This is a genomic window from Streptomyces sp. NPDC030991 (genome assembly GCF_055571235.1).
On the sequence record NZ_JBVIFR010000001.1, the window covers coordinates 110,555 to 134,700 of the forward strand.

General features: G+C 72.3%; 25 protein-coding genes. 10 read left to right on the forward strand and 15 right to left on the reverse strand.

What is annotated here, in order from left to right; translation table 11 throughout:
* The first annotated feature begins 195 nt into the window (after nucleotides 1-195).
* From ACZ45E_RS00545 to ACZ45E_RS00565, 5 genes are all read left to right on the forward strand, one after another.
* The gene (locus ACZ45E_RS00545; protein ID WP_468215954.1) at nucleotides 196-1,701 is read left to right on the forward strand and encodes an SDR family oxidoreductase; all 1,506 of its coding nucleotides are present in this window, start codon (nucleotides 196-198) and stop codon (nucleotides 1,699-1,701) included.
* Nucleotides 1,702-1,838: 137 nt separating this feature from the next.
* On the forward strand, nucleotides 1,839-2,423 hold the full coding sequence (locus ACZ45E_RS00550; RefSeq protein ID WP_468214740.1) for a sigma-70 family RNA polymerase sigma factor: 585 nt from the start codon (nucleotides 1,839-1,841) through the stop codon (nucleotides 2,421-2,423).
* Nucleotides 2,420-3,166 (forward strand): anti-sigma factor, encoded by a 747-nt coding sequence (locus ACZ45E_RS00555; RefSeq protein WP_468214743.1) that lies wholly within the window; start codon nucleotides 2,420-2,422, stop codon nucleotides 3,164-3,166. The genes ACZ45E_RS00550 and ACZ45E_RS00555 overlap by 4 nt, the downstream gene beginning before the upstream one ends.
* Nucleotides 3,167-3,236: 70 nt before the next feature.
* The gene (locus ACZ45E_RS00560; protein WP_468214745.1) at nucleotides 3,237-4,832 is read left to right on the forward strand and encodes a molybdopterin-dependent oxidoreductase; all 1,596 of its coding nucleotides are present in this window, start codon (nucleotides 3,237-3,239) and stop codon (nucleotides 4,830-4,832) included.
* Between the two features lie 126 nt (nucleotides 4,833-4,958).
* A complete protein-coding gene (locus ACZ45E_RS00565) occupies nucleotides 4,959-5,609 on the forward strand; it encodes a fasciclin domain-containing protein (RefSeq protein ID WP_468214746.1) in 651 nt (216 codons plus the stop codon).
* A 78-nt stretch (nucleotides 5,610-5,687) separates the two neighbouring features.
* Here ACZ45E_RS00565 and ACZ45E_RS00570 read toward each other — a convergent pair whose 3' ends face one another.
* From ACZ45E_RS00570 to ACZ45E_RS00620, 11 genes are all read right to left on the reverse strand, one after another.
* Nucleotides 5,688-5,900: a hypothetical protein gene (locus ACZ45E_RS00570; RefSeq protein ID WP_468214748.1), complete on the reverse strand. Its 213-nt coding sequence runs from the start codon at nucleotides 5,898-5,900 to the stop codon at nucleotides 5,688-5,690.
* Between the two features lie 103 nt (nucleotides 5,901-6,003).
* Nucleotides 6,004-6,552, reverse strand: coding sequence for an NADPH-dependent FMN reductase (ssuE, locus tag ACZ45E_RS00575; protein ID WP_468214750.1), 549 nt, complete (start codon nucleotides 6,550-6,552; stop codon nucleotides 6,004-6,006).
* Nucleotides 6,553-6,636: 84 nt separating this feature from the next.
* Nucleotides 6,637-7,416, reverse strand: a complete 780-nt coding sequence (locus ACZ45E_RS00580) for an alpha/beta hydrolase (protein ID WP_468214753.1) — start codon at nucleotides 7,414-7,416, stop codon at nucleotides 6,637-6,639.
* On the reverse strand, nucleotides 7,413-8,753 hold the full coding sequence (locus ACZ45E_RS00585; protein ID WP_468214755.1) for an LLM class flavin-dependent oxidoreductase: 1,341 nt from the start codon (nucleotides 8,751-8,753) through the stop codon (nucleotides 7,413-7,415). Before ACZ45E_RS00585 ends, ACZ45E_RS00580 begins: the two co-directional genes overlap by 4 nt.
* A 36-nt stretch (nucleotides 8,754-8,789) precedes the next feature.
* Nucleotides 8,790-9,638: an ABC transporter ATP-binding protein gene (locus tag ACZ45E_RS00590; RefSeq protein WP_468214757.1), complete on the reverse strand. Its 849-nt coding sequence runs from the start codon at nucleotides 9,636-9,638 to the stop codon at nucleotides 8,790-8,792.
* A complete protein-coding gene (locus ACZ45E_RS00595; protein ID WP_468214760.1) occupies nucleotides 9,635-10,516 on the reverse strand; it encodes an ABC transporter ATP-binding protein in 882 nt (293 codons plus the stop codon). Before ACZ45E_RS00595 ends, ACZ45E_RS00590 begins: the two co-directional genes overlap by 4 nt.
* The gene (locus tag ACZ45E_RS00600; protein WP_468214762.1) at nucleotides 10,513-11,403 is read right to left on the reverse strand and encodes an ABC transporter permease; all 891 of its coding nucleotides are present in this window, start codon (nucleotides 11,401-11,403) and stop codon (nucleotides 10,513-10,515) included. The genes ACZ45E_RS00595 and ACZ45E_RS00600 overlap by 4 nt, the downstream gene beginning before the upstream one ends.
* A gap of 3 nt (nucleotides 11,404-11,406) precedes the next feature.
* Nucleotides 11,407-12,396, reverse strand: coding sequence for an ABC transporter permease (locus ACZ45E_RS00605; protein WP_468214764.1), 990 nt, complete (start codon nucleotides 12,394-12,396; stop codon nucleotides 11,407-11,409).
* Nucleotides 12,393-13,958 carry an ABC transporter substrate-binding protein gene (locus ACZ45E_RS00610; protein WP_468214766.1) on the reverse strand — a complete coding sequence of 522 codons (1,566 nt, stop codon included), beginning with the start codon at nucleotides 13,956-13,958 and terminating at the stop codon, nucleotides 12,393-12,395. The genes ACZ45E_RS00605 and ACZ45E_RS00610 overlap by 4 nt, the downstream gene beginning before the upstream one ends.
* A 423-nt stretch (nucleotides 13,959-14,381) precedes the next feature.
* Nucleotides 14,382-15,326: a DsbA family oxidoreductase gene (locus tag ACZ45E_RS00615; protein WP_468214768.1), complete on the reverse strand. Its 945-nt coding sequence runs from the start codon at nucleotides 15,324-15,326 to the stop codon at nucleotides 14,382-14,384.
* Nucleotides 15,323-15,757: an RrF2 family transcriptional regulator gene (locus ACZ45E_RS00620; RefSeq protein ID WP_468214771.1), complete on the reverse strand. Its 435-nt coding sequence runs from the start codon at nucleotides 15,755-15,757 to the stop codon at nucleotides 15,323-15,325. The genes ACZ45E_RS00615 and ACZ45E_RS00620 overlap by 4 nt, the downstream gene beginning before the upstream one ends.
* 139 nt (nucleotides 15,758-15,896) lie before the next feature.
* Here ACZ45E_RS00620 and ACZ45E_RS00625 point away from each other — a divergent pair, with 139 nt between their 5' ends.
* The 4 genes from ACZ45E_RS00625 to ACZ45E_RS00640 all read left to right on the forward strand — a co-directional run bounded on the left by ACZ45E_RS00625 (nucleotide 15,897) and on the right by ACZ45E_RS00640 (nucleotide 19,557).
* Nucleotides 15,897-16,403, forward strand: coding sequence for a cupin domain-containing protein (locus ACZ45E_RS00625; RefSeq protein WP_468214773.1), 507 nt, complete (start codon nucleotides 15,897-15,899; stop codon nucleotides 16,401-16,403).
* 130 nt (nucleotides 16,404-16,533) lie between these two features.
* Nucleotides 16,534-17,250 carry an MIP family channel protein gene (locus ACZ45E_RS00630; RefSeq protein WP_468214775.1) on the forward strand — a complete coding sequence of 239 codons (717 nt, stop codon included), beginning with the start codon at nucleotides 16,534-16,536 and terminating at the stop codon, nucleotides 17,248-17,250.
* 220 nt (nucleotides 17,251-17,470) lie between these two features.
* Nucleotides 17,471-17,674 (forward strand): cold-shock protein, encoded by a 204-nt coding sequence (locus ACZ45E_RS00635; protein WP_324768226.1) that lies wholly within the window; start codon nucleotides 17,471-17,473, stop codon nucleotides 17,672-17,674.
* Between the two features lie 164 nt (nucleotides 17,675-17,838).
* Nucleotides 17,839-19,557: a PP2C family protein-serine/threonine phosphatase gene (locus ACZ45E_RS00640; protein WP_468214779.1), complete on the forward strand. Its 1,719-nt coding sequence runs from the start codon at nucleotides 17,839-17,841 to the stop codon at nucleotides 19,555-19,557.
* A gap of 23 nt (nucleotides 19,558-19,580) precedes the next feature.
* Here ACZ45E_RS00640 and ACZ45E_RS00645 read toward each other — a convergent pair whose 3' ends face one another.
* The 4 genes from ACZ45E_RS00645 to ACZ45E_RS00660 all read right to left on the reverse strand — a co-directional run bounded on the left by ACZ45E_RS00645 (nucleotide 19,581) and on the right by ACZ45E_RS00660 (nucleotide 21,392).
* Complete coding sequence (locus ACZ45E_RS00645) at nucleotides 19,581-19,979, reverse strand: VOC family protein (RefSeq protein WP_468214781.1); 399 nt, start codon at nucleotides 19,977-19,979, stop codon at nucleotides 19,581-19,583.
* A 42-nt stretch (nucleotides 19,980-20,021) separates the two neighbouring features.
* Nucleotides 20,022-20,300 carry a hypothetical protein gene (locus ACZ45E_RS00650; RefSeq protein ID WP_468214783.1) on the reverse strand — a complete coding sequence of 93 codons (279 nt, stop codon included), beginning with the start codon at nucleotides 20,298-20,300 and terminating at the stop codon, nucleotides 20,022-20,024.
* A gap of 115 nt (nucleotides 20,301-20,415) precedes the next feature.
* Nucleotides 20,416-20,676 carry a WhiB family transcriptional regulator gene (locus ACZ45E_RS00655; protein ID WP_468214785.1) on the reverse strand — a complete coding sequence of 87 codons (261 nt, stop codon included), beginning with the start codon at nucleotides 20,674-20,676 and terminating at the stop codon, nucleotides 20,416-20,418.
* 137 nt (nucleotides 20,677-20,813) lie between these two features.
* Complete coding sequence (locus ACZ45E_RS00660) at nucleotides 20,814-21,392, reverse strand: cysteine hydrolase family protein (RefSeq protein WP_468214786.1); 579 nt, start codon at nucleotides 21,390-21,392, stop codon at nucleotides 20,814-20,816.
* 375 nt (nucleotides 21,393-21,767) lie between these two features.
* On the opposite strand from ACZ45E_RS00660, the gene ACZ45E_RS00665 reads away from it, so the two are divergent.
* On the forward strand, nucleotides 21,768-24,146 hold the full coding sequence (locus ACZ45E_RS00665) for a phosphoketolase family protein (RefSeq protein WP_468214789.1): 2,379 nt from the start codon (nucleotides 21,768-21,770) through the stop codon (nucleotides 24,144-24,146).

The following is a 24,146-nucleotide window of genomic DNA, read 5'->3' on the forward strand; positions in this document are numbered from 1 at the left end:
GCCCCGCGTCGACGCCGCCTACCACCTCCTACCCCCCCCCCCCTCCCCCCCCCCACCCCCCCCCCCCCTCCCCCCCCCCCCCCCCCTACCCCCCCCCCCCCCCCCCCCCCCCCCGCCGGCCCCCGGCCGGACACGCCGCCGGACTGGCGGAGCCGACCGTGATCACCCAGGGTGGAGGCAGCACCGGACGAAGGAGTGGTCTTGGACGCGGCCGACGGCGCGACGCGCACACTGGTGACCGGCGCGAGCGGTTACATCGGCGGTCGGCTGGTGCCCGAACTCCTCGCCGCCGGACACCGCGTGCGCTGCCTCGCGCGCTCCCCCGGGAAGCTGCGCGACCACCCCTGGGCGAAGGACACCGAGATCGTCCGGGGCGATGTCACGGACGCCGCCTCGGTCGCCGCCGCGCTGGCCGACGTGGACGTCGCCTACTACCTCGTGCACTCGCTCGGCGCCGGTGACGGCTTCGAGCGGACCGACCGCGAGGCCGCGCGGATCTTCGCCGAGGAGGCCCGCCGGGCCGGTGTGCGCCGCATCGTCTACCTCGGCGGCCTCACCCCGGCGGGGGTGCCGACCCGCGCGCTCTCCCCCCATCTGCGCTCGCGTGCCGAGGTCGGCCACATCCTGCTCGCCTCGGGAGTGCCGACCACCGTTCTGCGGGCCGCCGTCATCATCGGCTCGGGATCGGCGTCGTTCGAGATGCTGCGCTACCTGACCGAGCGGCTGCCGGTGATGGTGACGCCGAGCTGGGTGAGCACCCGGATCCAGCCGGTCGCGGTACGTGACGTACTGCGCGTGCTCGTCGGCAGCGCGACCATGCCGGCCCGGGTCAACCGCGCCTTCGACATCGGCGGCCCCGACGTGCTGACCTACCGGGACATGATGGTCCGGTACGCGGCGGCGGCGCAGCTGCCCCGGCGCCTCCTGCTCCCGGTGCCGATGCTCAGCCCCGGGCTGTCCAGCCGGTGGGTCGGCCTGGTGACGCCCGTACCGGCCTCCATCGCCCGGCCGCTGTGCGAGTCGCTGCGCCACGAGGTCATCTGCCACGAGCACGACATCGCCGAGTGGGTGCCCGACCCGCCGGGCACGCCGATCGGCTTCGACGAGGCCGTGGCGCTCGCCCTGCGCCGGATCCAGCAGGCGCAGGTCGCCACCCGCTGGTCATCGGCCTCGCTCGCGGGCGCGCCGAGCGACCCGCTGCCGACGGACCCCGACTGGGCGGGCGGCAGCCTCTACACCGATGAACGGGAGCGCGTGGTCGACGCCGCCCCGCAGCGGCTGTGGGACGTCGTGGAGGGCATCGGCGGCGAGCACGGCTGGTACTCCTTCCCGCTGGCCTGGGCGGTGCGCGGCTGGCTCGACCGGCTGGTGGGCGGCGTCGGCCTGCGCCGGGGGCGGCGCGACGCGGCCCGGCTCCGGGCCGGCGACTCGCTGGACTTCTGGCGCGTCGAGGAGATCGAACCGGGCCGACTGCTGCGGCTGCGGGCCGAGATGCGGCTGCCGGGACTCGCCTGGCTCGAGCTGTCCGTGGAGCCCGTGGAAGGCGGCCGGTCCCGCTACCGTCAGCGGGCACTGTTCCACCCGCGGGGCCTGGTGGGCCAGGCGTACTGGTGGAGCGTGGCACCGTTCCACTCCGTGGTCTTCGGCGGCATGGCCCGCAACATCGCCGCCGCCGCGGAGCACGATCCCGCGCGCTCCTGACGTCGCGCCGGACCACGGCCCCCTCGCGCCCGCGGAAAATCTTCGCCTCCGGACCCATCCGCCCGCTCCGCGGCTCCGTATTACCACCGCAGACGTGATCGCATGTGTGCGCACGCGAGAGCTCGGAGGTCGCGAACGTGAAGGAAGCCGTGCACATCGGCCCCGCACCGGAGGCCGGGCCCGGCCTGGAGGAGCTCATGGCCGAGGTGGCCAGAGGGGACAAGGACGCCTTCTCCGCGGTGTACGACGCCGTGGCGGGCTCGGTCCTCGGCGTGGTGCGCGGCGTCCTGCGGGACCGCGCGCAGTCCGAGGAGGTGGCGCAGGAAGTACTCGTCGAAGTGTGGGGCAAAGCGGCCCGCTACCGCACCGACCGCGGAACGGCGATCAACTGGGTGCTGACCCTGGCGCACCGCCGCGCCATCGACCGGGTCCGCTCGGTGGAGTCCGCCGCCGCACGGGACCATCAGGCGGCGCTCCTGGACCGGACACCGGAGTTCGACGAGGTGACCGAGGCGGTGGAGAGGCGCCTGGAGCACGAACAGCTGCGGCGCTGTCTGCGGACGCTGACCGAACTCCAGCGGCAGTCCGTCTCCTTGGCCTACTACCGCGGTCTCACCTACAGTCAGGTCGCCGAACTGCTGGCGGTGCCGCTCGGCACGGTCAAGACGCGGCTGCGCGACGGGCTGATCCGGCTGCGCGACTGCCTGGGGGTGAGCGCGTGACCGCCGATCTGCACACGCTGACCGGGGCCTACGCCCTGCACGCTCTCGACCCCGCCGAACGGGCCGAGTTCGAGCGGCATCTCGACGCGTGCCCCGCCTGCGCCCAGGAGGTGCGGGAGCTGTCCGCCACGGCGGCCCGGCTCGGGAGCGCCCTGACGCTCGTACCGCCCGAGGCGCTCAAGGAGTCGGTGCTGCGCCGGATCGACACCGTGCGCCAGGAGCCGCCGCGGACCTCCGCGAACGCGCCGGCCGGGGCGGTCCTTCGCCGTCGCGCCGTGTCGGCCTGGGCGCTGGCCGCCTGTCTCGCCGCGGTGGCCGCGCTCGGCGGGACCACGGTGTGGCAGCACCTGGAGGCCCGGGACGCGCGGCAGGAGGCGCGCCAGGCCCAGCGGGCCACGGACCGGGTGGCCGACGTCCTCGGGGCGCCCGACGCCACGACCAGCAGCGCGCGGCTGGCGGGCGGCGCGAGCGGCACGGTCGTCGTCTCCAGGGCGCGCGACAAGGCCGTGTTCGTCGCCGCCTCCATGGCGCAGCCGCCGCGCGGCAGGATCTACCAGTTGTGGTTCGACGACGGCGGCACGATGCGGCCCGCCGGGCTGATGGACCCCGGGCGGACGGCGCAGACGGTGCTCATGGACGGTGCGGTGGGCGACGCCTCCGGCATGGGCATCACGGTCGAGCCGGCGGGCGGCTCACGGCATCCGACGTCGAAACCGATGGCGCTGATGCGGCTGCCCGCCTGACGCGGAAGGCCGTACGAGGCATCGGGGTGAACGACCAATCCGGGCAGGACGCAGGGACGGATTCCCGTACATGGAAGACACTGCTCACCAGCCGCCGCGCGGCGTCACACGTCTGTCACTGGGTGCCCTGAGCGGCTTGCTCGCCGGGTACGCGGCGATCGCCGTCGCCGAACTGCTCTCCGCCGCCGTACGCCCCGAGTCGGGGCCGGTCGTCGCGGTGGGCGGGGCGGCGATCGACCGCACTCCGCCCGGGGTGAAGGACTGGGCGATCCGCCAGTTCGGCACCGACGACAAACTCGTGCTGCGGCTCGGCATTCTCGCCGTGCTGACCGTACTGGCCCTCGCTCTGGGGGCGCTGGCCACCCGGTGGCGGCGGGCCGGATCCCTCGGGGTCCTGGCGTTCGGTGCCGTCGGCGGGTCGGCCGCGGTGGGCCGGCCCGACTCGACGAGTCTCACCGATGCTCTGCCGTCCGTCGTCGGGGCGGCGGCCGGGGCCGTCCTGCTGTACTGGCTGGCCGGTCGTCTGGGCCCGGCCGACGGGGCTCGCGGGAGGACCGTCGCCGCCGGGGAGCCGGGCTGGGACCGGCGCGGCTTCCTCGTCGCCGCCACCGCGGCGGCCGCCGCGTCGACCGGCGCGGGCCTCGCGGGCCGGGCGCTCGGCGGCTCCCGGGGGCAGGACGCGGTGGCCGCACGCGAACGCGTCGTCCTGCCCGCTCCGGTGTCGGAGGCCGCGCCCGTGCCGCGCGGCGCCGCGCTGCGGATCGGCGGCGTCAGCCCGTTCATGACCCCGAACGACGCCTTCTACCGCGTCGACACCGCTCTGACCGTGCCGAGGGTGGACGCCACGAGCTGGCGGCTGCGCATCCACGGCAAGGGGGTCGCGCGGGAGCTGACCGTCTCCTTCGACGAGCTGTTGCGGATGCCGCTCGTCGAACGCGACATCACGTTGACCTGTGTCTCCAACGAGGTGGGCGGGCCGTACGCGGGCAATGCCCGCTGGATCGGGGTCCGCCTGGCCGACCTGCTCAGGCGCTGCGGGGTACGGCCGCCGTCCGAGGGCGGCCCCGCCGACCAGCTCGTGGCCCGCTCCGTCGACGGCATGACCATCGGCAGCCCCGTCGAGGACGTGCTGGACGGCCGCGACGCCCTGCTCGCCGTCGGCATGAACGGCGAGCCGCTGCCGTTCGCGCACGGCTTTCCCGTCCGCATGGTGGTGCCCGGCCTCTACGGTTACGTCTCCGCCTGCAAGTGGATCCGGGAGATCGAGCTGACCACGTTCGACTCCTACGACTCGTACTGGGTCGAGCGGGACTGGGCCCCGCGCGCCCCCGTCAAGACACAGTCACGGATCGACACGCCGAAGCCGTTCGCACGTCCGGGCAGCGGCACCGTCATGGTCGCCGGGGTCGCCTGGGCCCAGCATCGCGGCATCGACAAGGTCGAGCTGCGGGTCGACGACGGCCCCTGGGAAGAGGCCCGCCTCGCCGCCGAGGACACCCGCGACACCTGGCGCCAGTGGTCGATCCCCTGGCAGGCCACCAAGGGCAGCCACACCCTGACGGTCCGGGCCACCGACCGCACGGGCGGAACCCAGCCAAAGAAGCGGACTCCCACCATCCCCGACGGAGCCTCGGGATGGCATTCCGTCGTCGTCACCGTCGGCTGACCGAGCCGTGCGCGACGCACCGCTTTCACTCTTCCGGGCGACCGACCAATCCGCGCGGTGAGCCGTTCCGGATTCCCCGCGACGGAGGCAGATCGCCTTCGTGCACCATTTCGCCAGGGAGTCACCATGCGCACTCGAATCCGTCGTATCGCCGTCGCCGTCACGGTCAGTGCCGTCCTGCCGCTGGCCCTGACCGCCTGTTCCGACAGTGATTCCAAGGACAGCGCGTCCGACAGCGCCTCGGCCGGCGCCACCAAGGGCTCGGGCATGTCGAGCCCGGACGACTCCGCGGGGGCCATGAACGAGCCGTTCGGCCCGGCGTGTTCGTCGGTCCCCGAGGACGGTGCGGGCTCCTTCGACGGCATGGCCAAGGACCCCGTCGCCACGGCCGCGTCCCACAACCCCGCGCTGTCCACGCTCGTGTCGGCCGTGAAGAAGGCCGGTCTCGTCGACACCCTCAACAACGCCGAGAACATCACGGTGTTCGCGCCCACCAACGACGCCTTCGACAAGATTCCCAAGGCGGACCTGGACAAGGTGCTCAACGACAAGGCCACGCTCACCAAAGTCCTGACCTACCACGTGGTCGGCCGGAAGCTGACGCCGAAGGACATGGAGAACGGCTCCTTCGCGACGCTGGAGAAGTCCAAGCTGACCACGGCGGGCTCCGGCGAGTCCTACAAGGTCAATGACACGGCCGGCGTGGTCTGCGGCAATGTGAAGACCGCCAACGCCAACGTCTACCTCATCGATTCCGTGCTCATGCCCAAGAGCTGACGGGCTCGCGCCCCGGCACCGCGGGTCCCCGGCCGGACGCCCTGACGGCGTCCGGCCCGTACGGCGTCGGACAGGCTCTCAGTCGGCGTCCTTGCCCATCGCGCCCAGGACCGCCTGGCGGGCCTCGTAGAAGTCGGCGTCCGAGACGGCCGGATCGTCCTCCACCTCGCTCAGCCAGTCCTCCATCTCCTCGGGCTGCCACAGGTCGAAGCCCCGGGGGATGTCGATCGTCGTGGTGCTCGCACGCAGCTGCTCCATCGCAGCGGCTTCCTGGACACTGCGAGTGCTCACCTCGGTCACCGCGCCACGTCCTTCCGTCTCTATAGGGGAACGGACGGGCGACCTTGCCAGACACACCCCGGATGTGTCCAAAACAGCTCTTGGCGGGCCGTCTCTACGAGGCCAGGACGCTCACCCGCCCGGTCAGTTCCGCCGAGAAGACGTCGGCGGCCTGCCCCAGGGCCTCGGCGGACCCCGGCGCGATGACCGTGCGGCCGCCGTCGACGGTGATGTCCTTGTCGAGGGTGAACCAGCCGGGGACGATGTGGGCCGCCCCCATGGAGGTCAGCACGGGACGCAGCGCGTAGTCGATGGCCAGGACGTGCGCGGTGCTGCCGCCGGTGGCGAGCGGGAGCACGGTCTTGCCGGCCAGTGCGTACTGCGGGAGCAGGTCGAGCAGCGCCTTCAGCAGACCGCTGTACGCCGCTTTGTAGACGGGGGTACCGATCACGATGCCGTCGGCCCGGGCGAAGCGCGCCGCGGCGTCGATGATCGCGGGGTGGCCGAAGTCCGCGCGCAGCAGCGCTTCGGCGGGCAGGTCACGGACGTCGAGGGCGCTCACGTCGTGGCCGCGTTCGGTGAGCCGGGCGTCGATGTGGCGCAGGAGCCGGCCGGTGCGCGAGGTGGCTGAAGGGCTTCCGGAGACGGAGAGGACGGCGGCCATGGGGACCTTCCGGTTGCGGTGGGGTGAGCGGGGCGGGGTGTGCGGCCGTGCGGCCGGTGGTGTGTGCGGTGCCGGGGCGTCCGGTCACCACGAGCTGGTCCGTACGGTGACCAGGGGTGTCAGGTCGGCTCGCAGGGTTTCGAGGAACGTGACGATCTCGGCGGCCACCGAGCGGTGCTGCTGGTCGTTGAGGACGTCGTGGCGGGCTCCGTGCACGACGGTGAGGCGGGCGCGGGGCAGCGTCCCGGCCAGCCGGTCGAGGGCGTCGTGGTCGGCGAGCGGGTCGCGGTCACCGGCGAGCAGCAGGCGCGGCAGGCCCGAGTCGGTGGCGCGGGCCGCCTCCAGGAGAGCCTCCGGCACGGGGGTGCCGAGGGCGCCGCGCCGCACCTGTGGGTCGTCGGTGAGAGCGGCCCGGTGGGCGGGGCACGTCGTCCGTACGTCCAGTTCCTCGTCCCAGGTGGTGGCCCCGGCGGCGCCGGTCCCGGGGAGGGCGGCGAGGACGAGGGCGTCCGGCCGGGGCGCGTCGGGGCCGGTGGGCGGGCCGAACAGCGCGGCGAGCGCGGCGGCGCCCGTGTCGGAGCCGATCAGGACGAGCGGCCGTACCGTGCCGTCCTCGGAGGCTGTGCCGTCGATCGCCGCGGTGAGGCGTGCGCCGAACTCGGCGGAGTGCGCGGCGAGTCGGTCCTCCGTCACGTCCGACACATCCGCCGCGTCGATGACGCGGACCCGGTAGGCGTCGGCGGCGAGGCGCTTGCCGAGCCGGTCGTAGGTCGCGCGGGTCTCGCCCCGTCCGGGCACCACGACGACGGTGCCGCGGGTGCGCAGGCCCTCGGGCGCGTGGTGGTCGGTGTACTGCCCGCTCATGCGACGCCCGCCTTCTCGGCGGCGTGCCGGTTGGCCGGGACCGGCAGGCCGAGGTTGCCGCGCAGGGTGTCGGCCTCGTACTCGGTGCGGAACAGGTCGCGCTTCTGCAGGATCGGTACGACGCCGTCGACGAAGAGCTCCAGTTCCTCCTCGGTGCGGAAGGCCAGGTTGATGCCGTCGAAGGTGCCGGCGTCGAACCACTCCTCGATACGGTCGGCGACGGTCTCCGGCGCACCGACGAACGGTGAGCGCCGGAACTCGGCCAGCGACTGGGCGACTTGACGTAGCGTCAACTTCTCGGCCGTCGCCCGCTCGATGATTTTCGCGGCGCCGGTCCTGCCCCCCTTCTCGGCGAGGTGGGCGACGTCCGGGAAGGGCGCGTCCAGGTCGTGCACGCTGAAGTCGTAGGCGCCGAAGGACCGGCCGAGGAGGGCGAGGTGGCGGTCGAAGTCGTTGTCCTCCTCGAAGATCTCCCGTTCGCGACGGCGGGCGGCCTCGTCGGTCGCGGCCACGACCGGTCCGCCGTGGATGAAGATCTTGATGTGCTCCGGGTCGCGGCCGTGCGCGGCGGTGCGGCGCTTGATGTCGGCGTAGTACTCCTGGGCCTGCTGGAGCGGTCCGCCGGGCGCGTAGATGCCCTCGGCGACCCGGGCGGCGAGGTCGCGGCCCTCCTCGGAGACCCCGGCCTGGAAGATGACCGGCCGGCCCTGCGGCGAGCGCGAGAGGTTCAGCGGGCCCGCGACCTTGAAGTGCTCCCCCTCGTGGTCGAGCGCGTGGAGCTTTTCCGGGTCCAGGAAGACGCCCCGCTCGACGTCGGCGGGGAACGCGTCGTCCTCGTAGGAGTCCCACAGGCCCTCCGCGACCTGGACGAACTCCAGGGCGCGCCCGTAGCGGGTGGCGTAGTCGAGGTGTTCGTCGAGGCCGTAGTTCTTCGAGGTGCCGGTGTCGAAGCTGGTGACGACGTTCCAGCCGGCGCGGCCGCCGCTGATGTGGTCGAGGGAGGCGAACCGGCGGGCGAGGTTGAACGGCGAGTTGTAGGTGGAGCTGGCCGTGCCGACGAGGCCGAGGCGGCGGGTGTGGGTGGCGACGGCCGACAGGAGGGTGAGGGGTTCGAGCCGGTTGAGGTAGTGCGCGGGGTAGGTGGCGTTGATGAATTGGCTGTCGACGATGAACAAGGCGTCGAACAGGGCGTGTTCGGCAGCCTGGGCCAGCCGTATGTAGTAGTTGATGTCGATGCTGGCGTTCTTGGCGACGCGCGGGTCCTTCCACAGGCCGTGCTGGCCGGGGCCGCCGACGCCGTACGGGTGCAGCGCGAGGTGGATCTTCTTGCGGGACATGGCTGTTCCTGTCTGTGAGCGCGTGCGAGAGGGGGGCTAGGAGTGCAACAGGGCGCGGAGCGCGTCCCGTTCGGCGCGGTCGATCGGGGCGCCGTGCAGGGTCGGCGCGGAGCCGAGCAGGAGGCGCGTGTACGCGTGCCGCGGGGCGTCGACGATGCGGCGGGCCGCGCCGGTCTCGACGAGTTCCCCCTGGTAGAGGACGGCGATGCGGTCGGCGACGCCGGCGACGGAGCCGAGGTCGTGGGAGATGAGGACGAGCGCCGTGCCTTCGGCGCGCAGCTCCTTGAGGATCTCCAGGACCAGGACGCGGTTGGCGGAGTCGAGGGCGCTGACCGGTTCGTCGAGGATGACGACGCGCGGTTCGGTGACCAGCGCCCGTGCCACGGCGACGCGTTGGCGCTGCCCGCCGGAGAGCTCTCCCGGCAGCCGTTGGAGCAGGTCCTCGGTGAGCCGGACCCGGCCGAGGAAGCTGCTGACGCGGGCGGCCGCCTCTCCGCGCGGCACACCGTGCACGAGCAGGGGCTCGCTCAGCGACTCCTCGATGGTGAGGTCCGGGTCGAGGCTGCGCAGCGGGTCCTGGAAGACGTACTGGATGATCCCGCTGCGGCGCAGGTCGCGCCATTGGCGGCGGCTGTAGGAGCTGATGTCGGCTCCCCCGACGACGATGGAGCCGCTGGTGGCCGGTACCAGGCCGAGGACGGTGCGGGCGAGGGTGGACTTGCCGGAGCCGGTCTCGCCGATGAGACCGACGGTCTCGCCGGGCGCGACGCTCAGCGAGACGCCGTGCAGGGCCCGGCGGCGTCGGCGGCGCGGTCCGTAGTGCACGTCGAGACCGGTGATCTCCAGGATCGGATCGTGGGACACGGCCGGGCGGTCGGTGCTCATGCGTCCTCCTTCGCCGTGCGGAACGTGTCCAGGCCGTAGCTCTCGTGCTCGTCGATGAGCAGCCGGGTGTAGTCGTGCCGCGGGGCGTGCAGGACCGAGCGGGTGGGTCCCTGTTCGACCACTTCGCCCTGGCGCATGACCAGGACCTCGTCGCAGAGCTGGGCGACGACGGCGAGGTCGTGGGAGACGACCACGAGCGCGAGGCCGCTCTGTTCGCGCAGGTCGGCGAGGAGGTCGAGGATCTCCGCCTGCACGGTGACGTCGAGCGCGGTGGTGGCCTCGTCGGCGATCAGGATGCGCGGCCCCGCGGCGATGGCGGCGGCGATCAGGACGCGTTGCAGCATGCCGCCGGAGAGTTCGTACGGGTACTGGCCGTGCACGAGTTCGGGGTCGCGGAGGTGGACGGCGCGCAGCAGTTCGACGGAGCGTGCGCGTGCCTCCCGGCGCTTCAGGCCCTTCTTCACGCGCAGGACCTCGGCCACCTGGGCGCCCACGCGGATCGAGGGGTTGAGGTAGGAGGCCGGGTCCTGGAAGACGGCGCTGATCGTGGTGGCGCGCAGTGCGGTCCAGCGGGCGGGTGTCAGGGTGGTGATGTCGGCGCCGTCGATCTCGACCGAGCCGCCGGTGATCTCGAAGTGCGGGGGCAGGATGCCCAGCGCGGCGCGGCAGGTGAGGGTCTTGCCGCTGCCTGACTCGCCGACGATGCCGACCGTCCTGCCGGGGGTCAGCTCGAAGCTGACGCCGTGCACGATCTCGCGGTCACCCGCCAGGTCGCTGATGCGCAGATCGCGTACGCGGAGCACGGGCTCGGCCGGGGGCGTGCGCGCTTCGGGCGCGGTGACCGGCTGCGGGAGCGTCTTCTGGGGCGACGGGGTCATCGGGCTCCTCCGGCGGGGGCGGGTTCGGCCGCGTCGACGCGGTGGGCGCGTGCCTTGCGGCGGTTGACGAGGGCGCGGCCGGCCTCGCCGGAGACGTCGCGGACGGCGTCGGCGAGCAGGTTGGCGGCCCAGACCGTCACCATGATCAGCAGGGCGGGGGCGACGGGCGCCCACGGCTGGTGGCTGAGGTAGGCCAGGTCGGAGGCGAGGAGTCCGCCCCAGGTCGGGGCGGGGGGCTGGACGCCGATGCCGAGGAAGGTGAGGCTGGAGACGATGACGAAGCCGACGCCGATGGTCTGCGCGAAGGCGACCGCGATGGGCGGCAGCACTTTCGTACCGACGTGGCGGCGGACGATCCGGCCGAGGGAGGCGCCGGAGACGAGCGCGGCCTCGACGTACTGGGAGCGGGCCACGGTGAGGGTCGCGGCGCGGGCCACGCGGTAGAACAGCGGGGAGACCAGGACGCCGGTGACGAGCATGGCCTGCGTGATGCCGTTGCCGAGGAGGGCGATCACGGCGACGGCGAACAGGAGGAACGGGAGCGCCACGAGGGTGTCGGTCAGCCGCAGCGTGAGCCATTCGAAGGCGCGGCCGAGGTAGACCGACAGGATGCCGGGGACAGCCCCCACGACCAGTGCGGTCAGGGCGACTTCGAGGGAGCCGAGGACGCTGACGCGGGAGCCGTCGAGGAGGCGGCTGAACGTGTCGCGACCGAGGTAGTCGGTGCCGAGCCAGTGGGCGGGGGAGACGTCCGCGAGGGTGTGGGCGCTCGTGGCGAGGGGATCCTGCGGGGCGAGCAGGGGGCCGAGGAGAGCGAGCAGGGCAATCAGGGTGAGGATGCCGAGGGCGATCCGTCCGGATGTCAGGGTGAGGAGGCGGCGCACCATGGGTCACACTCCCCTCTGCGAGGCGGGCGTCACGCGGGCCAGGACCAGGTTGACGAGCAGGTTGAAGGTGACGACCAGGAGGATCGACACGACGAGGACGCCTTGGACGGCGGGCACGTCACCGGCCTGGGCGGCGTCGTTGGCGAACCGGCCGAAGCCCTGGAGGCCGAAGATCCACTCGGTGATCACGGAGGCGCCGACCAGCGCGGGGAACTTCAGCCCGAGCGTGGCCAGGGTCGGGCCGAGGCCGTTGCGCAGGACGTGGCCGAAGAAGATCCGCCGGGGGCTCAGGCCGCGGACGACGGCGCCGGTCACGTAGTTCTCGCTGTAGGCCGCGATGAGGCTGGTGCGCAGTTGCCGGGCGACGTCGGCGATGACGTCGAAGCTCAGGGCGAGGGCCGGCAGGGTGATGTGGGCCAGCCACGGCCCGACGCCCTCCGCGGCGGGGACGTAGCCGGCCGAGGGGAAGAGGTGGAGTCCGACGGCGAAGACGGTGACCAGGACGATGCCGACGACGAATGCGGGCATCACCGAGATCACGGTGACGAAGCCGGTGACGGCCCGGTCGATCCAGGTGGTGCGGCGCAGTGCGGCGAGCGTGCCGAGGGCGAAGCCGACGACCACGCCGATCAGCAGGGCGAACGTCGCGACGGAGAGGCTGACGCCGAGACCGACGCCGATAAGGGTGGAGATGTCGGCGCCGTTGGTCCAGCTGGTGCCGAGGTCGCCGTGGAGGATGCCGTCGAACCAGTCCCCGTACTGGACGAGGAAGGGCCGGTCGAGCCCCCACTCGGCCTCGACGCGGGCGACGGCCGCGGGGGTCGCCTCCTCGCCCAGCTGGATGCGCGCCGGGCTGAGCCCGCTCAGCGAGCGCAGCGCGAACGTCACGAAGGTCGCGACCAGGAAGACGGGGACGAAGAGAGCGACCGACCGGCCGAGGGCGGCCAGGATCCGCCCCGGCGCGTGCCGTGTCCGGGAGCGTGGGGCCGTCACTTGGCGCCGCCGATGGTCACGCCGGTCCAGTCGATGTGGGCCGGGTTCGCGGGCAGGCCGGAGATGGACGTGCTCTTCGCGATGAGGTTGGGCTGGGAGTACGTGAAGACGAGGGCCTTGCTCTCCAGGCCGGCCCGGGTCGCCGCTTGCAGCGTCCTGGCGTAGCCGGGCGCGTCGAGCGGGGTCCTGCGGACCTTGGCGATGGCGGCCTCGAACCCGTCGGGCTCGTAGGGCGAGCTGAGGTTGAGCGGGCCGTTCGGGCCGAAGTGGGCGGTGAGCGTCTGTGCGGCGGAGTCGCGTCCGGTGGTGGAGTACAGCGAGAACGTCAGGTCCTTGGCGAAGAACGGCGTGGCCCAGTTCTTGTCGATCCTGATGTCGACGGTGATGCCGGCCTTGGCCAGTTGTGACTGGACGATCTCGGCCTGCGGGTCCTCGGCGGGGATGACGAGCTTCAGCTTGAGGTCACCCGCCTTGTAGCCCGCTTCGGCGAGCAGCTTCTTCGCCTTCGCCACGTCGTGCGGGTAGGCGTTCTCGGACTTCGGGTCGTAGGCGACGTACCCCTTGGGGAAGGGCTGGTCGGTGGTCTCGCCGTAGCCGAACGTCAGCTTGTCGACAAACTCCTGCCGGTCGACCGCGTAGCGGACGGCGTCGACGACCTTGTCGTTGTCGAACGGCTTCTTGTTGATGTTCAGGCTGAGGTTGGAGGCGTTGAAGCCGGGCTGCACGAAGACGTCGAGGCCGGCCTTCTTGGCGGCGGCGGCCTGGCTGGGTTCGATGTCGGCGAAGTTGTAGACGCCGGTCTGGAGGCCGGAGATGACGGTGGAGGCGTCGGGGGCCGAGGTCAGCTCGACGTTGTCGATGTGGATGTTGCCGGCGTCCCAGTAGTCCGGGTTCTTCTTCAGTACGGCCTTGGTGCCCGGGACGATCTGGGTGACGGTGAAGGGGCCGGCGCCGACGGGGTTCTGGTCCAGCTTCGCCGGGGACTTCGCCGCCTTGGGGCTGGCGATCTGCAGGACCCGCTGTCCGAACAACTGCGGTATCTGGTAGTCGACTTGGTTGAGCTGGACGACGGCGTCGAGTCCCTTGGCGGTCACGGACTCGATCGAGGTGAGGTCGCCGAAGAGGGCGGAGTTCTTCTGCTTCTTGGCCCGCTCGACCGCGGCCTTCACCGCGGCGCCGTTCACCGGCGCACCGTCGCTGAACTTCAGGCCGGGCCGCAGATGGAAGGTGATCCGGTCGCCCTTGTCGTTGTACTCCCAGCTCCTGGCGAGGTCGGGGACCGCGTCGCCCTTCTCGTTCGTGCGCGTCAACGAGGCGTACACCAGGGAGAGTTCGCGGAACTGGGCGCCGCTTCCGCCGACCACCGGGTCCCAGTGGGCGGGGAAGTACGAGGACGTCCACTTCAGGGCGGAGCTTCCGTCCGCGGAGGCGGCCTCGCCACCGCAGGCGCTGAGAGCCGGTACGAGGAGTGCGGCCAGGCCGGTCACCAGACCTGCGGCGCGCAGCCGGGCGGCGGGACGGGGGTGGCCTGCGGGGCGTCGGGGCGTGCGGCGTCCGGACATGGGTCTCTTTCGTCGATGGCCCGCTGCCGCCCGGGGCGGCGGAGAGCGGAGCGAGGGGTGGCGCACCCGGGACCGGCACCGGCGCACGCCTCGGCCGGCCGTCGCGCACGGGCAGGTGGGCACGGCGGGCCGAGGCAGGGGCGTCAGCGGGTCACGGGAGGACCGGGATGCGGAGCGGAAGAGGCGGCGGCGCGGGGAAGAACGCGCTCGGCCGGAGAGTGCGCGGGCAGCGCGCAGGGCGGTGGACTCGGTCGGTCAGCGACAGAGGGCGCTACAGGTGCGCCGCAGATCCACGTAGCGGCACACCACACCGGGGTGCGTCGTGAGCATGCCCACATCCTGGGGCCGGTCGTCCGCCCTGTCAATGGACACCAATTGGTGTCTCATTCGGCGGACGGACTTTCGCCGCTGGTCAACGGCGTGTCAGGGGGCGCCGGATGCGTCGAGCGGGTGGGCGGGGCGGGCCCGGGCCTCCTCCGTCAGCAGCCACAGCGGGCCGCCGGCGGTGTCGACGCGCACCGCGTCGGGCGGCGGCCAGGGGCCGGTCGTCAGCGCCTGGCTCTCGGGCCCGGTGAGGCTGCGGTAATGCCGCAGCGCCCGTGCCGCGGGCAGCTTCGGCGTGGGCTCCGCCAGCAGGCCGGGGCTCAGCTCCTCGACCGCCGCGGCGTACTCCCCGTAGGGGCGCCAGCCGGGTACGAGGCGCCGGCCGCCCGGGGTACGGAACAGCAACGTCGGCAGCGCGTACCGGAGTTGCCCGTCCGACGCCTCCTTGGCCGCGCCGGGGTGCGGCGAGTCGGAGTCGACGCGAAGCGCCTCCGGGACCGGCCTGCGCGCCTCCGCACGGTCGGCCCGTACCCGCTCACGTACGGCGTCGGAGGCCGCGTCGGCCCGTAGCCGCTCCGGCTCGAGACCCGGCACCGACGCCACGGCGAACAGCGCCGAGTCGAGCGTGTCGGCGGGACGGCCCGTCACGAACATGCTCTCGCGCAGCCGCCGCAGCACCTGGTCGGCGACGCGGCTCCCCTGCGCCTCCGCCGCCTTGGCGACGAGGGACGCGGGCCAGGAACTCGCGGCGACCCGGAACAGGCGGGCGGCGCGGGGCGCTTTCGTGTGGCCGCAGATCCGCTCGACGTAGCGGGCGTACCAGGCGGCCTCCGCCACCGGGTCGGGCGGCGGGTCGTCGTCGTCGTCGAACAGGACGCAGTACGCCCGGCGCCAGCGGGCCCGCCCGTCGAGCGCCGCCCGCAGACGGCGGAAGGTGGGCTCCGAACCCCAGGCCCAGGGGCACAACGGGTCGGTGTACTCGACGACTTCGAGGCCGGGATCCCGCTCCCCGCCGTGCACGTCCGGGCCGGGCGGGGCCGTCACGCGGCGCTCCTGCCCGCCCGTGCACCAGGGGCGTCGGCCGTCAGCAGCGAGGCGAGGGTGACCCCGTCCAGGAGCGCCGACGCGTCGGCCTCGATCCGTCGGTACACGTCGGGCAGGTCCGTGGCGGCGCCCGGGTAGTCCAGGCCGTCCAGCGGCTCGCCGCGCAGGGTGATCAGCTCGCCGTCGACGGCGCGCGCGACATCGAGGAGGGAGATCTCCTCGGCGCGGCCGCCGAGCCAGTAGCCCCCTTCGCAGCCGCGCTGGCTGCGCACCAGGCCGGCCTTGCGCAACTCGCCCACGACGGACTTCAGGAAGCGGAACGGAATCCCCTGGGAGGAGGCGATGGACTCACAGGTCAACGGACGATCGGGGGTACGGGCGAGCTCCAGGAGCGCCCGCGCGGCGTAGTCCGCCTTCGCGGAGATATGCATGCGCACATCATGCCTGAACACCCGGCCCCGACAAGGCCCTTCGTGACCGGCCCTCCCTTTGTTGCGGAAACATTGCCGCAGGTGGGAGGCAATGGACACCTCTTGACATCCTTTTCCGGCGGGCTCTAGCGTCCGGGCCATGAGCGATCCGCTGACCACCGCCGGCGAAGGTTTCCACCCGCATCTCCACGAGTCCCCGGACCGGCCGGCGGCCTCGCTGCGCTCCCGTCTGCACCACATCCGCGCCGGCTTCCTGGACGGCGACACCGCGCAGACGGGCGGCATGCGCCGATTCGCCGCGGTCAGCGGACGGGCCGTGGGCTCGGAGAAGCTCTGGATGGGCCAGACCCATGTCGCCCCGGCCACCTCCTCCTCCGACCACCACCACGGCGCGTCCGAGACCGCCATATACGTGGTCAGCGGACACCCGGAGTTCGTCTTCCTGGAGGACACCGGCACCGGCGAGGAGGAGGTCCGCCTGCGCACCTCCCCCGGCGACTACATCTTCGTCCCGCCGTACGTGCCGCACCGCGAGGAGAATCCGGACCCGGCCGACGAGGCCGTGGTCGTCATCGCGCGCAGCACCCAGGAGGCGATCGTGGTGAACCTGCCGAAGCTGCACGCGCTCCCCGCCCGCGACAGCTGAAACCCCATCGGCCCCGACAGCCTCCGAATTCACCCGTCCGGCCCCGCATCGATGCTCCCGGCGGGCGCCCGGACCGCGCCGGGCCAACGCTCTCCTTACGACTGATCTCTACGTGGTGAGGGTGGTGGCGATGCGCACGAGAGCGTTGGCGTCCGAGTTCATCGGGACTCTGCTTCTGGTCTTCTTCGCCGTGGGCTCCGCTGTCCTGGGGGTCGAGTTCATCGGCACCCTCGGTATCGCGCTGGCCTTCGGCTTCACGCTGCTGGCGCTGGCCTACGCGCTCGGACCGATCTCCGGGTGCCACGTCAACCCCGCGGTGACCCTGGGCATGCTGTGCGCCCGCCGCATCGACGTGCGGACCGCGGTGGGCTTCTGGATCGCCCAGTTCGTCGGCGGCATCGCCGGAGCGGCCCTCCTCTTCCTGCTCGCCAAGCAGGTTCCGGGCTTCCACGCCACCGGAGCCTTCGGCAGCAACGGGTACGGAGCGCGGTCGGCGGTGCACATCAACACCGGCGGCGCGTTCCTCGCCGAGGTCGTGCTCACCTTCCTGCTGGTGTTCGTGGTGCTCGCCGTGACGCACCGCGTCGCCGTCACCGGCTTCGACGGCCTGCCGATCGGTATCGCCCTCGCCGTCATCCACCTGGTCGGCATCCCGCTGACCGGCACGTCGGTCAACCCGGCGCGCAGCCTCGGGCCGGCCCTGTTCGCGGGAAGCTCCGCTCTGTCGCAGCTGTGGCTGTTCATCGTGGCGCCCCTGGTCGGCGGTGTGCTCGCCGCGCTCGCACACCGGGTGACGCACCCGGCGGGCGAGGACCGCACGATCGCCGACGAGGTGGCGGCGGTCTGAGCTGTCTTTGAGCGGCCGCTGCCGCGAGCCGGCGCGGGCCGCCGGACGGCCGACCCCTGCGCGCGGGCAACGGACCAGCCCCGCGCAGGGACTTCCCAGAAGGCTGGTGTGACGGCGTTCGAACAGGGGTAGGACGGTGCAGGGCCGGTCCGATCATGGGACCGCGCTCACTCAGTCCGCCCGTCTCCGAGCCGGGCGAAAGAAGACGAAGGACAGCAGTATGGCCAGCGGCACCGTGAAGTGGTTCAACTCCGAAAAGGGCTTCGGCTTCATCGAGCAGAGCGGCGGCGGACCCGACGTGTTCGCCCATTACAGCAACATCGCCGGCAACGGCTACCGTGAACTGGTCGAGGGCGAGACGGTCACCTTCGACATCACCCAGGGCCAGAAAGGCCCGCAGGCCGAGAACATCGTGCGCGGCTGAACCACCACGGAACCACCGGCACTGCGGGGCGGCGGCCCTGAGACCACCGCCCCGCAGTGCGGTTCCGGCACGGACTCAGCAGTCGACGTCGGCCGCGTCCCCGGACACCGCCACATGGCGGACGCCGACTGGCCGTCCGGCTCCCCCGCGTCGATCGTGTTCCCATGGCCGACGCCCCTTCCAGACGCGACGTACGCGCACGCCTGGAACTGCAGGCGATCCGCGCGCTGCTGGAGGCCCAACGGCGGCGCATCCGGACGTACGTCGAACTCCGGTCGAACTCCGCGCTGCCGCGCGACACCGCCGCCCCCGCACCGGCCGCGTCACCGCCGGCGGGGCAGGAGGTGCTCGACGCCCTCCCCATGCCGGCCTTGCTGGTCGCCCCGCTCCTCGGCGAGGACGGCACGGTCCAGGGCGTCGTCTACGCCTGCGAGAACGACGCGGCGCGGGCCTACGGAGCCGACCGCCTCCCCGAGACCGCTCTGCAGCGATGGTCCGGCCCGTTGTCCCTGTTCGAACAGTTCCCGGCCCTCGCGAGTACGGCTCTGCCCACGATGCTGGCCCGCGCCTTCCGCGACCGCGCGCACCAGGGCCCCGAGACGGTGGAGTGGCTCGTGAGCGCCCCGGCCGGTCCGGTGCGGCTGCACGACGAGGTGCGGGTCGCCCCGTGCGGCGACCACCTGCTCATCACCTGGCAGAGCGGTCATCGGACCCGTATGGCGGGCGCCGCCCAGCACCTGGTGCGTACCTGCTGGGCCGAGTGGAACCTCGGTGATCTCCATGTCGAGCCCTCGCGCGGATTCCGCGATGTGCTCGGCCTCCCGGAGAACACGCCGGTGCCGACCCTCTTCGAACTGGCCGCCGTCGTCACCGGCGACAGCCTGCCCGCCCTGTACCAGACCCTGTACGACGTCATCCTGCGCAAACGCCGGGCCGAATGCCAACTGCGCCTCGCCGGGCGCGGCGAGCGGGTCTTCCGCATGGTCGCCGAACCGGTGCGGATCGCCCCCGGGAGCCTGGTCTGGGCGCTGCGGGCGGTGCTCATCGACGTCACCGCCGAGCGTCGGCGGCGGGAGAGCGCCGAGTCCGCCGCACGGGAGGCGCACCGGCAGCTGGAACGCGTCGAAGCCGTCACGGAGGTCGCCGATGTGCTGCGCGAGGCGGTCCTCCCGCACTTCCAGGGCGAACTCGCCTCGTACGGACTGGACGCGGCCGCCGTCTATCGGCCCGACGCGCGGGAGGCCCGGGTCGGCGGCGACTGGTACAAGGCCCGCCGGCTGCCCGACGGGCATCCGCTCATCGCGCTGGGGGACGCGCGCGGGCACGGCCTGGAGGCGGCCACGCTGATGGCCAAACTCCGCTACGCGCTGGCCGGACTCGCCTACACCGGGCAGCCCGTGGAGCGGCTGACGCAGTGGCTCAACGAGGTGGCCTGCGCCGACGGCACCGAATCGACGGCGACGGCGATCATCGCGCACTACCACCCCGAAGACGCCTTGCTGCGATGGACGTGCGCCGGTCATCCGCGCCCCGTCCTCCTGCGCGACGGCGTCGCCACGCAACTGCCGGACCCGGTCGACGGCCCGGGGCTGACGCTCGGCGTCCTGCCGGGCACCACGTACACCGCCGCCACCGCCCCCCTGTGCGTCGGTGACGTGGTGCTCCTGTACTCCGACGGCCTGACCGAGCGCCGTGACTCCGACCCCGACCAGGACACCCGGCGCTTCCTCGCCGCCGCGGAGCGATGCCAGGCCGAAGCGCCGCCCGCCACCGGTCACGAGGCGCTCCAGGACTACGCCGAACGGCTCGTCGCGCGGCTGGACGGCCCGCACCGCACGGACGACGCCACGTTGCTGGCCCTGCGCCGGATCGCCACCGGCTGAGCGGCCGGGGGGCGCGGGCTCCGTCAGGCCGCCGGGCCGCCGCTGCCGCTCGGGGCGCTGCTCAGGTCGACGACGCAGAAGATGTTGTCGTCCGGGTCGGCGAGGACGACGAAATCCGGGTCGGGCGGATAACTGTCCCAGGGGACGGCCCGCGCGCCCAGGCCGATCAGCCGCCGCACCTCTTCCTGCTGTTCCTCCGCCGTTTCCACGAAGAGGTCGAGGTGGAGACGGGGGCGCGGCTCGGCCGGCGACTCGCTGTACAAGAGGGCGAGGGCCCGCCCGGAGCCGTCGGCGTGATCGAGCGTCCGCCACGTCGCGCTCTCCCACTCCTTGGTGGCGACCAGGTGCAGGGCCTGCGTCCAGAAGGCCACCGCGCGGGACATGTCCGTGACACCGATGACGGGGAATCCGAGTCTCAGCATGCGAGGAGCGTAGATCGCGGGACCGGAGCCCGGTACGGCGCCCTACTGCGCGTCCGGTTGCGAGGAGTTCAGGGCCTCGCTCCGTGTCTCGTAGATGGCGGTCACCTGGAGCAGTTGTTCCTCGCTGAGCCCCGGGAGGAGGTCCTTGTCGGTGAGCAGCTCCTGCCGCTCCGCGGCCATCCGGCCGAGGTGCTCCATGTCGGTGGCGGCGGCGTGTCCCTGCTGCTGGATCAGGGCTTCGTAGCGCGCCAGCAGACTGTTCAGCGCGCCTTCGGCACGGGCGCGGGGTGCGGCGGGATCGGTGTTGTGGGCTTCGTCCATGGGTCCATCATCTCCGGACGAGGCACCGGGCGGCCGGGCGAGGGCCCTCGTGTCGGTCTTCGTGCCGGGTTTCCCGGCCGGACGGGGCGCCGCGCGGGCCGCCTCGCCGCGCCGGTCATCCGACGTGTGCCTGCTGGCGGGCCCTGCGGCGCCAGGCCCGGAGCATCGGGGCGCGTTCGTGCTCCGATGTGCCGCCCCACACGCCGGTCGCCTGCCCTGTCCGCAGGGCCCATTCCAGACACGCCGACCTGACCGGGCACCGATCACAGATCTCTATCGCGTCATGGACGTCCTGGAGGGCGGGTCCGCTGTGCCCCACCGGGAAGAACAGTTCGGGGTCCTCCCCCACGCACGCCGCTCCGTCGAGCCACTCCATTGTTCTTCTCCCTCTCTTGTCTCGGAAGCAGCGCGGGTACCCACAGCACCGGGACGGCAACCGGCCTGATGCGGAACCTTCTTGGGCCGGGCCGCCGGTACGGCGCTACCTGGCGTGCCCGTGCGCCGACGCCCGCCTCACTCCTGGAGGTCCGGGGCGGTCCGGCCGTCCTTCTCGAAGGTCACGTCCTGGCCCGCGACGATCTGCGCGCCCATGTTCCTGCGCATCATCTCCAGGGCGGCGTCGGCCAGTTCGGGGTGGATGTGCGCGACGGCGTCGCGGACCACCGTCACGTCCAGGTGCCGGATGTGGGCGTCCAGGGCCGAGTACAGCACGCACTGCTCGGTGACCTGGCCGCACAGGACCACCTGGCCGACGCCCAGTTCCCACAGCAGATACGTCAGCGGCGTCTCGTAGAAGATCGAGTGCCGGGCCTTCACGACGAACAGGGCCTCGTCGTCCGGCTGGATCGGTTCCACCAGCTCCGCGTGCGGCCCCGACAGCGCCGCGTCGACGAGCGCGCCCTGGTGGGACCGCCACTGCCCGAAGTTGTCGTTCACGTAGATCACCGGCACGTCGTGAGCGCGCGCCTCCCGGATCAGGTCGGCCACGACCGGCACGATCTTCCGGGCCGAGGGCAGGAGCTGATCCGCGTCCGGATGGTCGTACGTGTTGATCATGTCTATGACGATCAGGGCACACGGTTGCTGTTCCATGGTGATGAGAGCCTTCCTTGCGCACGGACCCTTACCAGGCTGGTCACACTTGGCGCCGTTCCGCCACATGACCGCCTGCGCCGACGATCACCCCGGGTACCCGGGGCCGCACGGGCGATGCACGCGGACGCGCAGCACATGCGCAGGCAATCCGCGCAGGTCACGATGGGAGAAGACGGGAAAATCAGGTGAGTGCCGTCGACTTGTGCGGGAACGCGTGGAGGAGCGGGCTCCTGCGGACGAAGCAGAGAAAGACGAAGCAGAGAAAACAGAGGAGACAGACAGAGCGGAACGAGCAGCCGCACCCCCCGTACAGGCCCCGCCCGCAGCAGCATCCGCCCGATGACGCCCGCCGAGACGGTTCTGGAGCATTCGATGACTACGGCCGACCGAGACGCCCCGGTACTCAACGCCGACGAACTGCGCGAGGTCGACGCCCACTGGCGCGCCGCGAACTTCCTGGCCGTCGGCCAGATCTACCTGATGTCCAACCCCCTGCTGCGCGAACCGCTCCGCCCCGAGCACGTGAAGCCGCGCCTGCTGGGGCACTGGGGCACCTCACCCGGGCTGAATCTCGTCTACACACACCTGAACCGGGTGATCAAGCGGCGCGAGCTCGACGCCCTGTGTGTCTGGGGCCCCGGGCACGGTGGTCCGGCCGTCCTCGCCAACGCCTGGCTGGAGGGCAGCTACAGCGAGATCTACCCGGATGTGGCGCGCGACGAGGCGGGCATGACCCGGCTGTTCAAGCAGTTCTCCTTCCCGGGCGGCGTACCCAGTCACGTGGCGCCGGAGGTTCCGGGCTCCATCCACGAGGGCGGCGAGCTCGGCTACTCCCTCGCGCACGCCTACGGCGCGGCCTTCGACCACCCGAACCTGCTCGTCGCCTGCGTGGTCGGCGACGGCGAGGCGGAGACGGGTCCGCTCGCCGCGTCCTGGCACTCGGGCAGGTTCCTCGACCCGGTGCACGACGGCGCCGTACTGCCGATCCTGCACCTCAACGGCTACAAGATCGCCAATCCGACCGTGCTGGCCCGGATGCCCCGCGACGAACTCGACGCGCTGCTGCGCGGCTACGGTCACCTCCCGCTCTATGTGGAGGGCGACGATCCCGCCCAGGTCCACCAGGACCTGGCGCGCGCCCTGGACCAGGCGCTGGACCTCATCACCGACCACCAGCGGGCGGCCAGGACCGGTGAGGCGGCCACCCCTGTGCGCTGGCCCATGATCGTGCTGCGTACCCCGAAGGGCTGGACCGGGCCCGGCCAGGTCGACGGCCTCCCGGTCGAGAACACCTGGCGCGCCCATCAGGTCCCCCTCCCCGAGGTCCGTGAGAACCCCGAGCACCTCGCCCAGCTGGAGAGCTGGCTGCGCTCGTACCGGCCCGAGGAACTCTTCGGCGAGGACGGCGCCCCCAGCGAGCCGGTGCTGGCCTGCGTGCCGGAGGGAAAGCGTCGGCTGGGATCGACGACGTACGCGAACGGCGGGCTTCGCCTGCGCGCCCTGCCGCTGCCACCGTTGGAGGAGTTCGCCGTGCCGGTCGAGAAGGCCGGTGCCACGGCCCACTCCCCCACCGGACTCCTCGGCGAGTACCTCGAACGCCTCATGGCCGACACGGCACGCGAACGCAACTTCCGGCTGGTCGGGCCGGACGAGACGGCCTCCAACCGGTTGCAGGCCGTCTACGGGGCGAGCGGCAAGGCCTGGCAGGAGCAACTCCTGGCCGTCGACCAGGACCTCGACCGGCACGGCCGGGTCATGGAGGTGCTCTCCGAGCACATGTGCCAGGGCTGGCTCGAGGGGTATCTCCTCACCGGCCGGCACGGCCTCTTCTCGTGCTACGAGGCCTTCGTCCACATCGTCGACTCGATGGTCAACCAGCACATCAAGTGGCTCAAGACCTCCGGTGAGCTGCCCTGGCGCGCCCCCGTGGCGTCGCTCAACTACCTGCTCAGCTCACATGTGTGGCGCCAGGACCACAACGGCTTCTCGCACCAGGACCCCGGCTTCATCGACCATGTCCTCAACAAGAGTCCGCACGTCGTCCGGGTGTTCCTGCCGCCGGACGCCAACACGCTGCTGACCGTGGCCGACGACGCGCTGCGCAGCCGCGACCACGTCAATGTCATCGTCGCCGGCAAGAACCCGGGCCCCGACTGGCTCTCCCTCGACCAGGCACGCGCCCACTGCGCGCGCGGCGCCGGCGTGTGGGACTGGGCGGGCACGGAGAGCGGGGAGGGGCCCGACGTGGTCCTCGCCTGCGCCGGCGACGTCCCCACGCAGGAGGTCCTGGCCGCGGCCGGGCTGCTGCGCCGGTACCTGCCGGAGCTCGCCGTGCGGGTCGTGAACGTCGTCGACATGACCACGCTGCTGCCGTCCACGGAGCACCCCAACGGCATGCGCGACGCCGAGTACGAGGGACTGTTCACCTCCGACAAGCCGGTCATCTTCGGCTACCACGGCTATCCGTGGCTCATCCACCGCCTCACCTACAAGCGGACCGGCCACGACAACCTCCACGTCCGCGGCTACAAGGAGTCCGGCACCACGACGACGCCGTTCGACATGGTCGTCCGCAACGACCTCGACCGGTTCCGTCTGGTCATGGATGTCATCGACCGGGTGCCCGGGCTCGCGGTCCGGGCGGCCGCGACCCGGCAGCGGATGGCGGACGCCCGCACCAGGCACCACCGCTGGATCCGCGAGCACGGCACGGACCTGCCCGAGATCGTGGAGTGGCAGTGGCCGGGCTGA

Coding starts and splice junctions, on each gene's coding strand:
- ACZ45E_RS00560 (WP_468214745.1), top strand. CDS start 3,237: ATGGAAGACACTGCTCACCAGCCGCCGCGCGGCGTCACACGTCTGTCA.
- ACZ45E_RS00565 (WP_468214746.1), top strand. CDS start 4,959: ATGCGCACTCGAATCCGTCGTATCGCCGTCGCCGTCACGGTCAGTGCC.
- ssuE (WP_468214750.1), bottom strand. CDS start 6,552: ATGGCCGCCGTCCTCTCCGTCTCCGGAAGCCCTTCAGCCACCTCGCGC.
- ACZ45E_RS00580 (WP_468214753.1), bottom strand. CDS start 7,416: ATGAGCGGGCAGTACACCGACCACCACGCGCCCGAGGGCCTGCGCACC.
- ACZ45E_RS00585 (WP_468214755.1), bottom strand. CDS start 8,753: ATGTCCCGCAAGAAGATCCACCTCGCGCTGCACCCGTACGGCGTCGGC.
- ACZ45E_RS00590 (WP_468214757.1), bottom strand. CDS start 9,638: ATGAGCACCGACCGCCCGGCCGTGTCCCACGATCCGATCCTGGAGATC.
- ACZ45E_RS00595 (WP_468214760.1), bottom strand. CDS start 10,516: ATGACCCCGTCGCCCCAGAAGACGCTCCCGCAGCCGGTCACCGCGCCC.
- ACZ45E_RS00600 (WP_468214762.1), bottom strand. CDS start 11,403: ATGGTGCGCCGCCTCCTCACCCTGACATCCGGACGGATCGCCCTCGGC.
- ACZ45E_RS00610 (WP_468214766.1), bottom strand. CDS start 13,958: ATGTCCGGACGCCGCACGCCCCGACGCCCCGCAGGCCACCCCCGTCCC.
- ACZ45E_RS00620 (WP_468214771.1), bottom strand. CDS start 15,757: ATGCATATCTCCGCGAAGGCGGACTACGCCGCGCGGGCGCTCCTGGAG.
- ACZ45E_RS00625 (WP_468214773.1), top strand. CDS start 15,897: ATGAGCGATCCGCTGACCACCGCCGGCGAAGGTTTCCACCCGCATCTC.
- ACZ45E_RS00630 (WP_468214775.1), top strand. CDS start 16,534: ATGCGCACGAGAGCGTTGGCGTCCGAGTTCATCGGGACTCTGCTTCTG.
- ACZ45E_RS00635 (WP_324768226.1), top strand. CDS start 17,471: ATGGCCAGCGGCACCGTGAAGTGGTTCAACTCCGAAAAGGGCTTCGGC.
- ACZ45E_RS00640 (WP_468214779.1), top strand. CDS start 17,839: ATGGCCGACGCCCCTTCCAGACGCGACGTACGCGCACGCCTGGAACTG.
- ACZ45E_RS00645 (WP_468214781.1), bottom strand. CDS start 19,979: ATGCTGAGACTCGGATTCCCCGTCATCGGTGTCACGGACATGTCCCGC.
- ACZ45E_RS00650 (WP_468214783.1), bottom strand. CDS start 20,300: ATGGACGAAGCCCACAACACCGATCCCGCCGCACCCCGCGCCCGTGCC.
- ACZ45E_RS00655 (WP_468214785.1), bottom strand. CDS start 20,676: ATGGAGTGGCTCGACGGAGCGGCGTGCGTGGGGGAGGACCCCGAACTG.
- ACZ45E_RS00660 (WP_468214786.1), bottom strand. CDS start 21,392: ATGGAACAGCAACCGTGTGCCCTGATCGTCATAGACATGATCAACACG.
- ACZ45E_RS00665 (WP_468214789.1), top strand. CDS start 21,768: ATGACTACGGCCGACCGAGACGCCCCGGTACTCAACGCCGACGAACTG.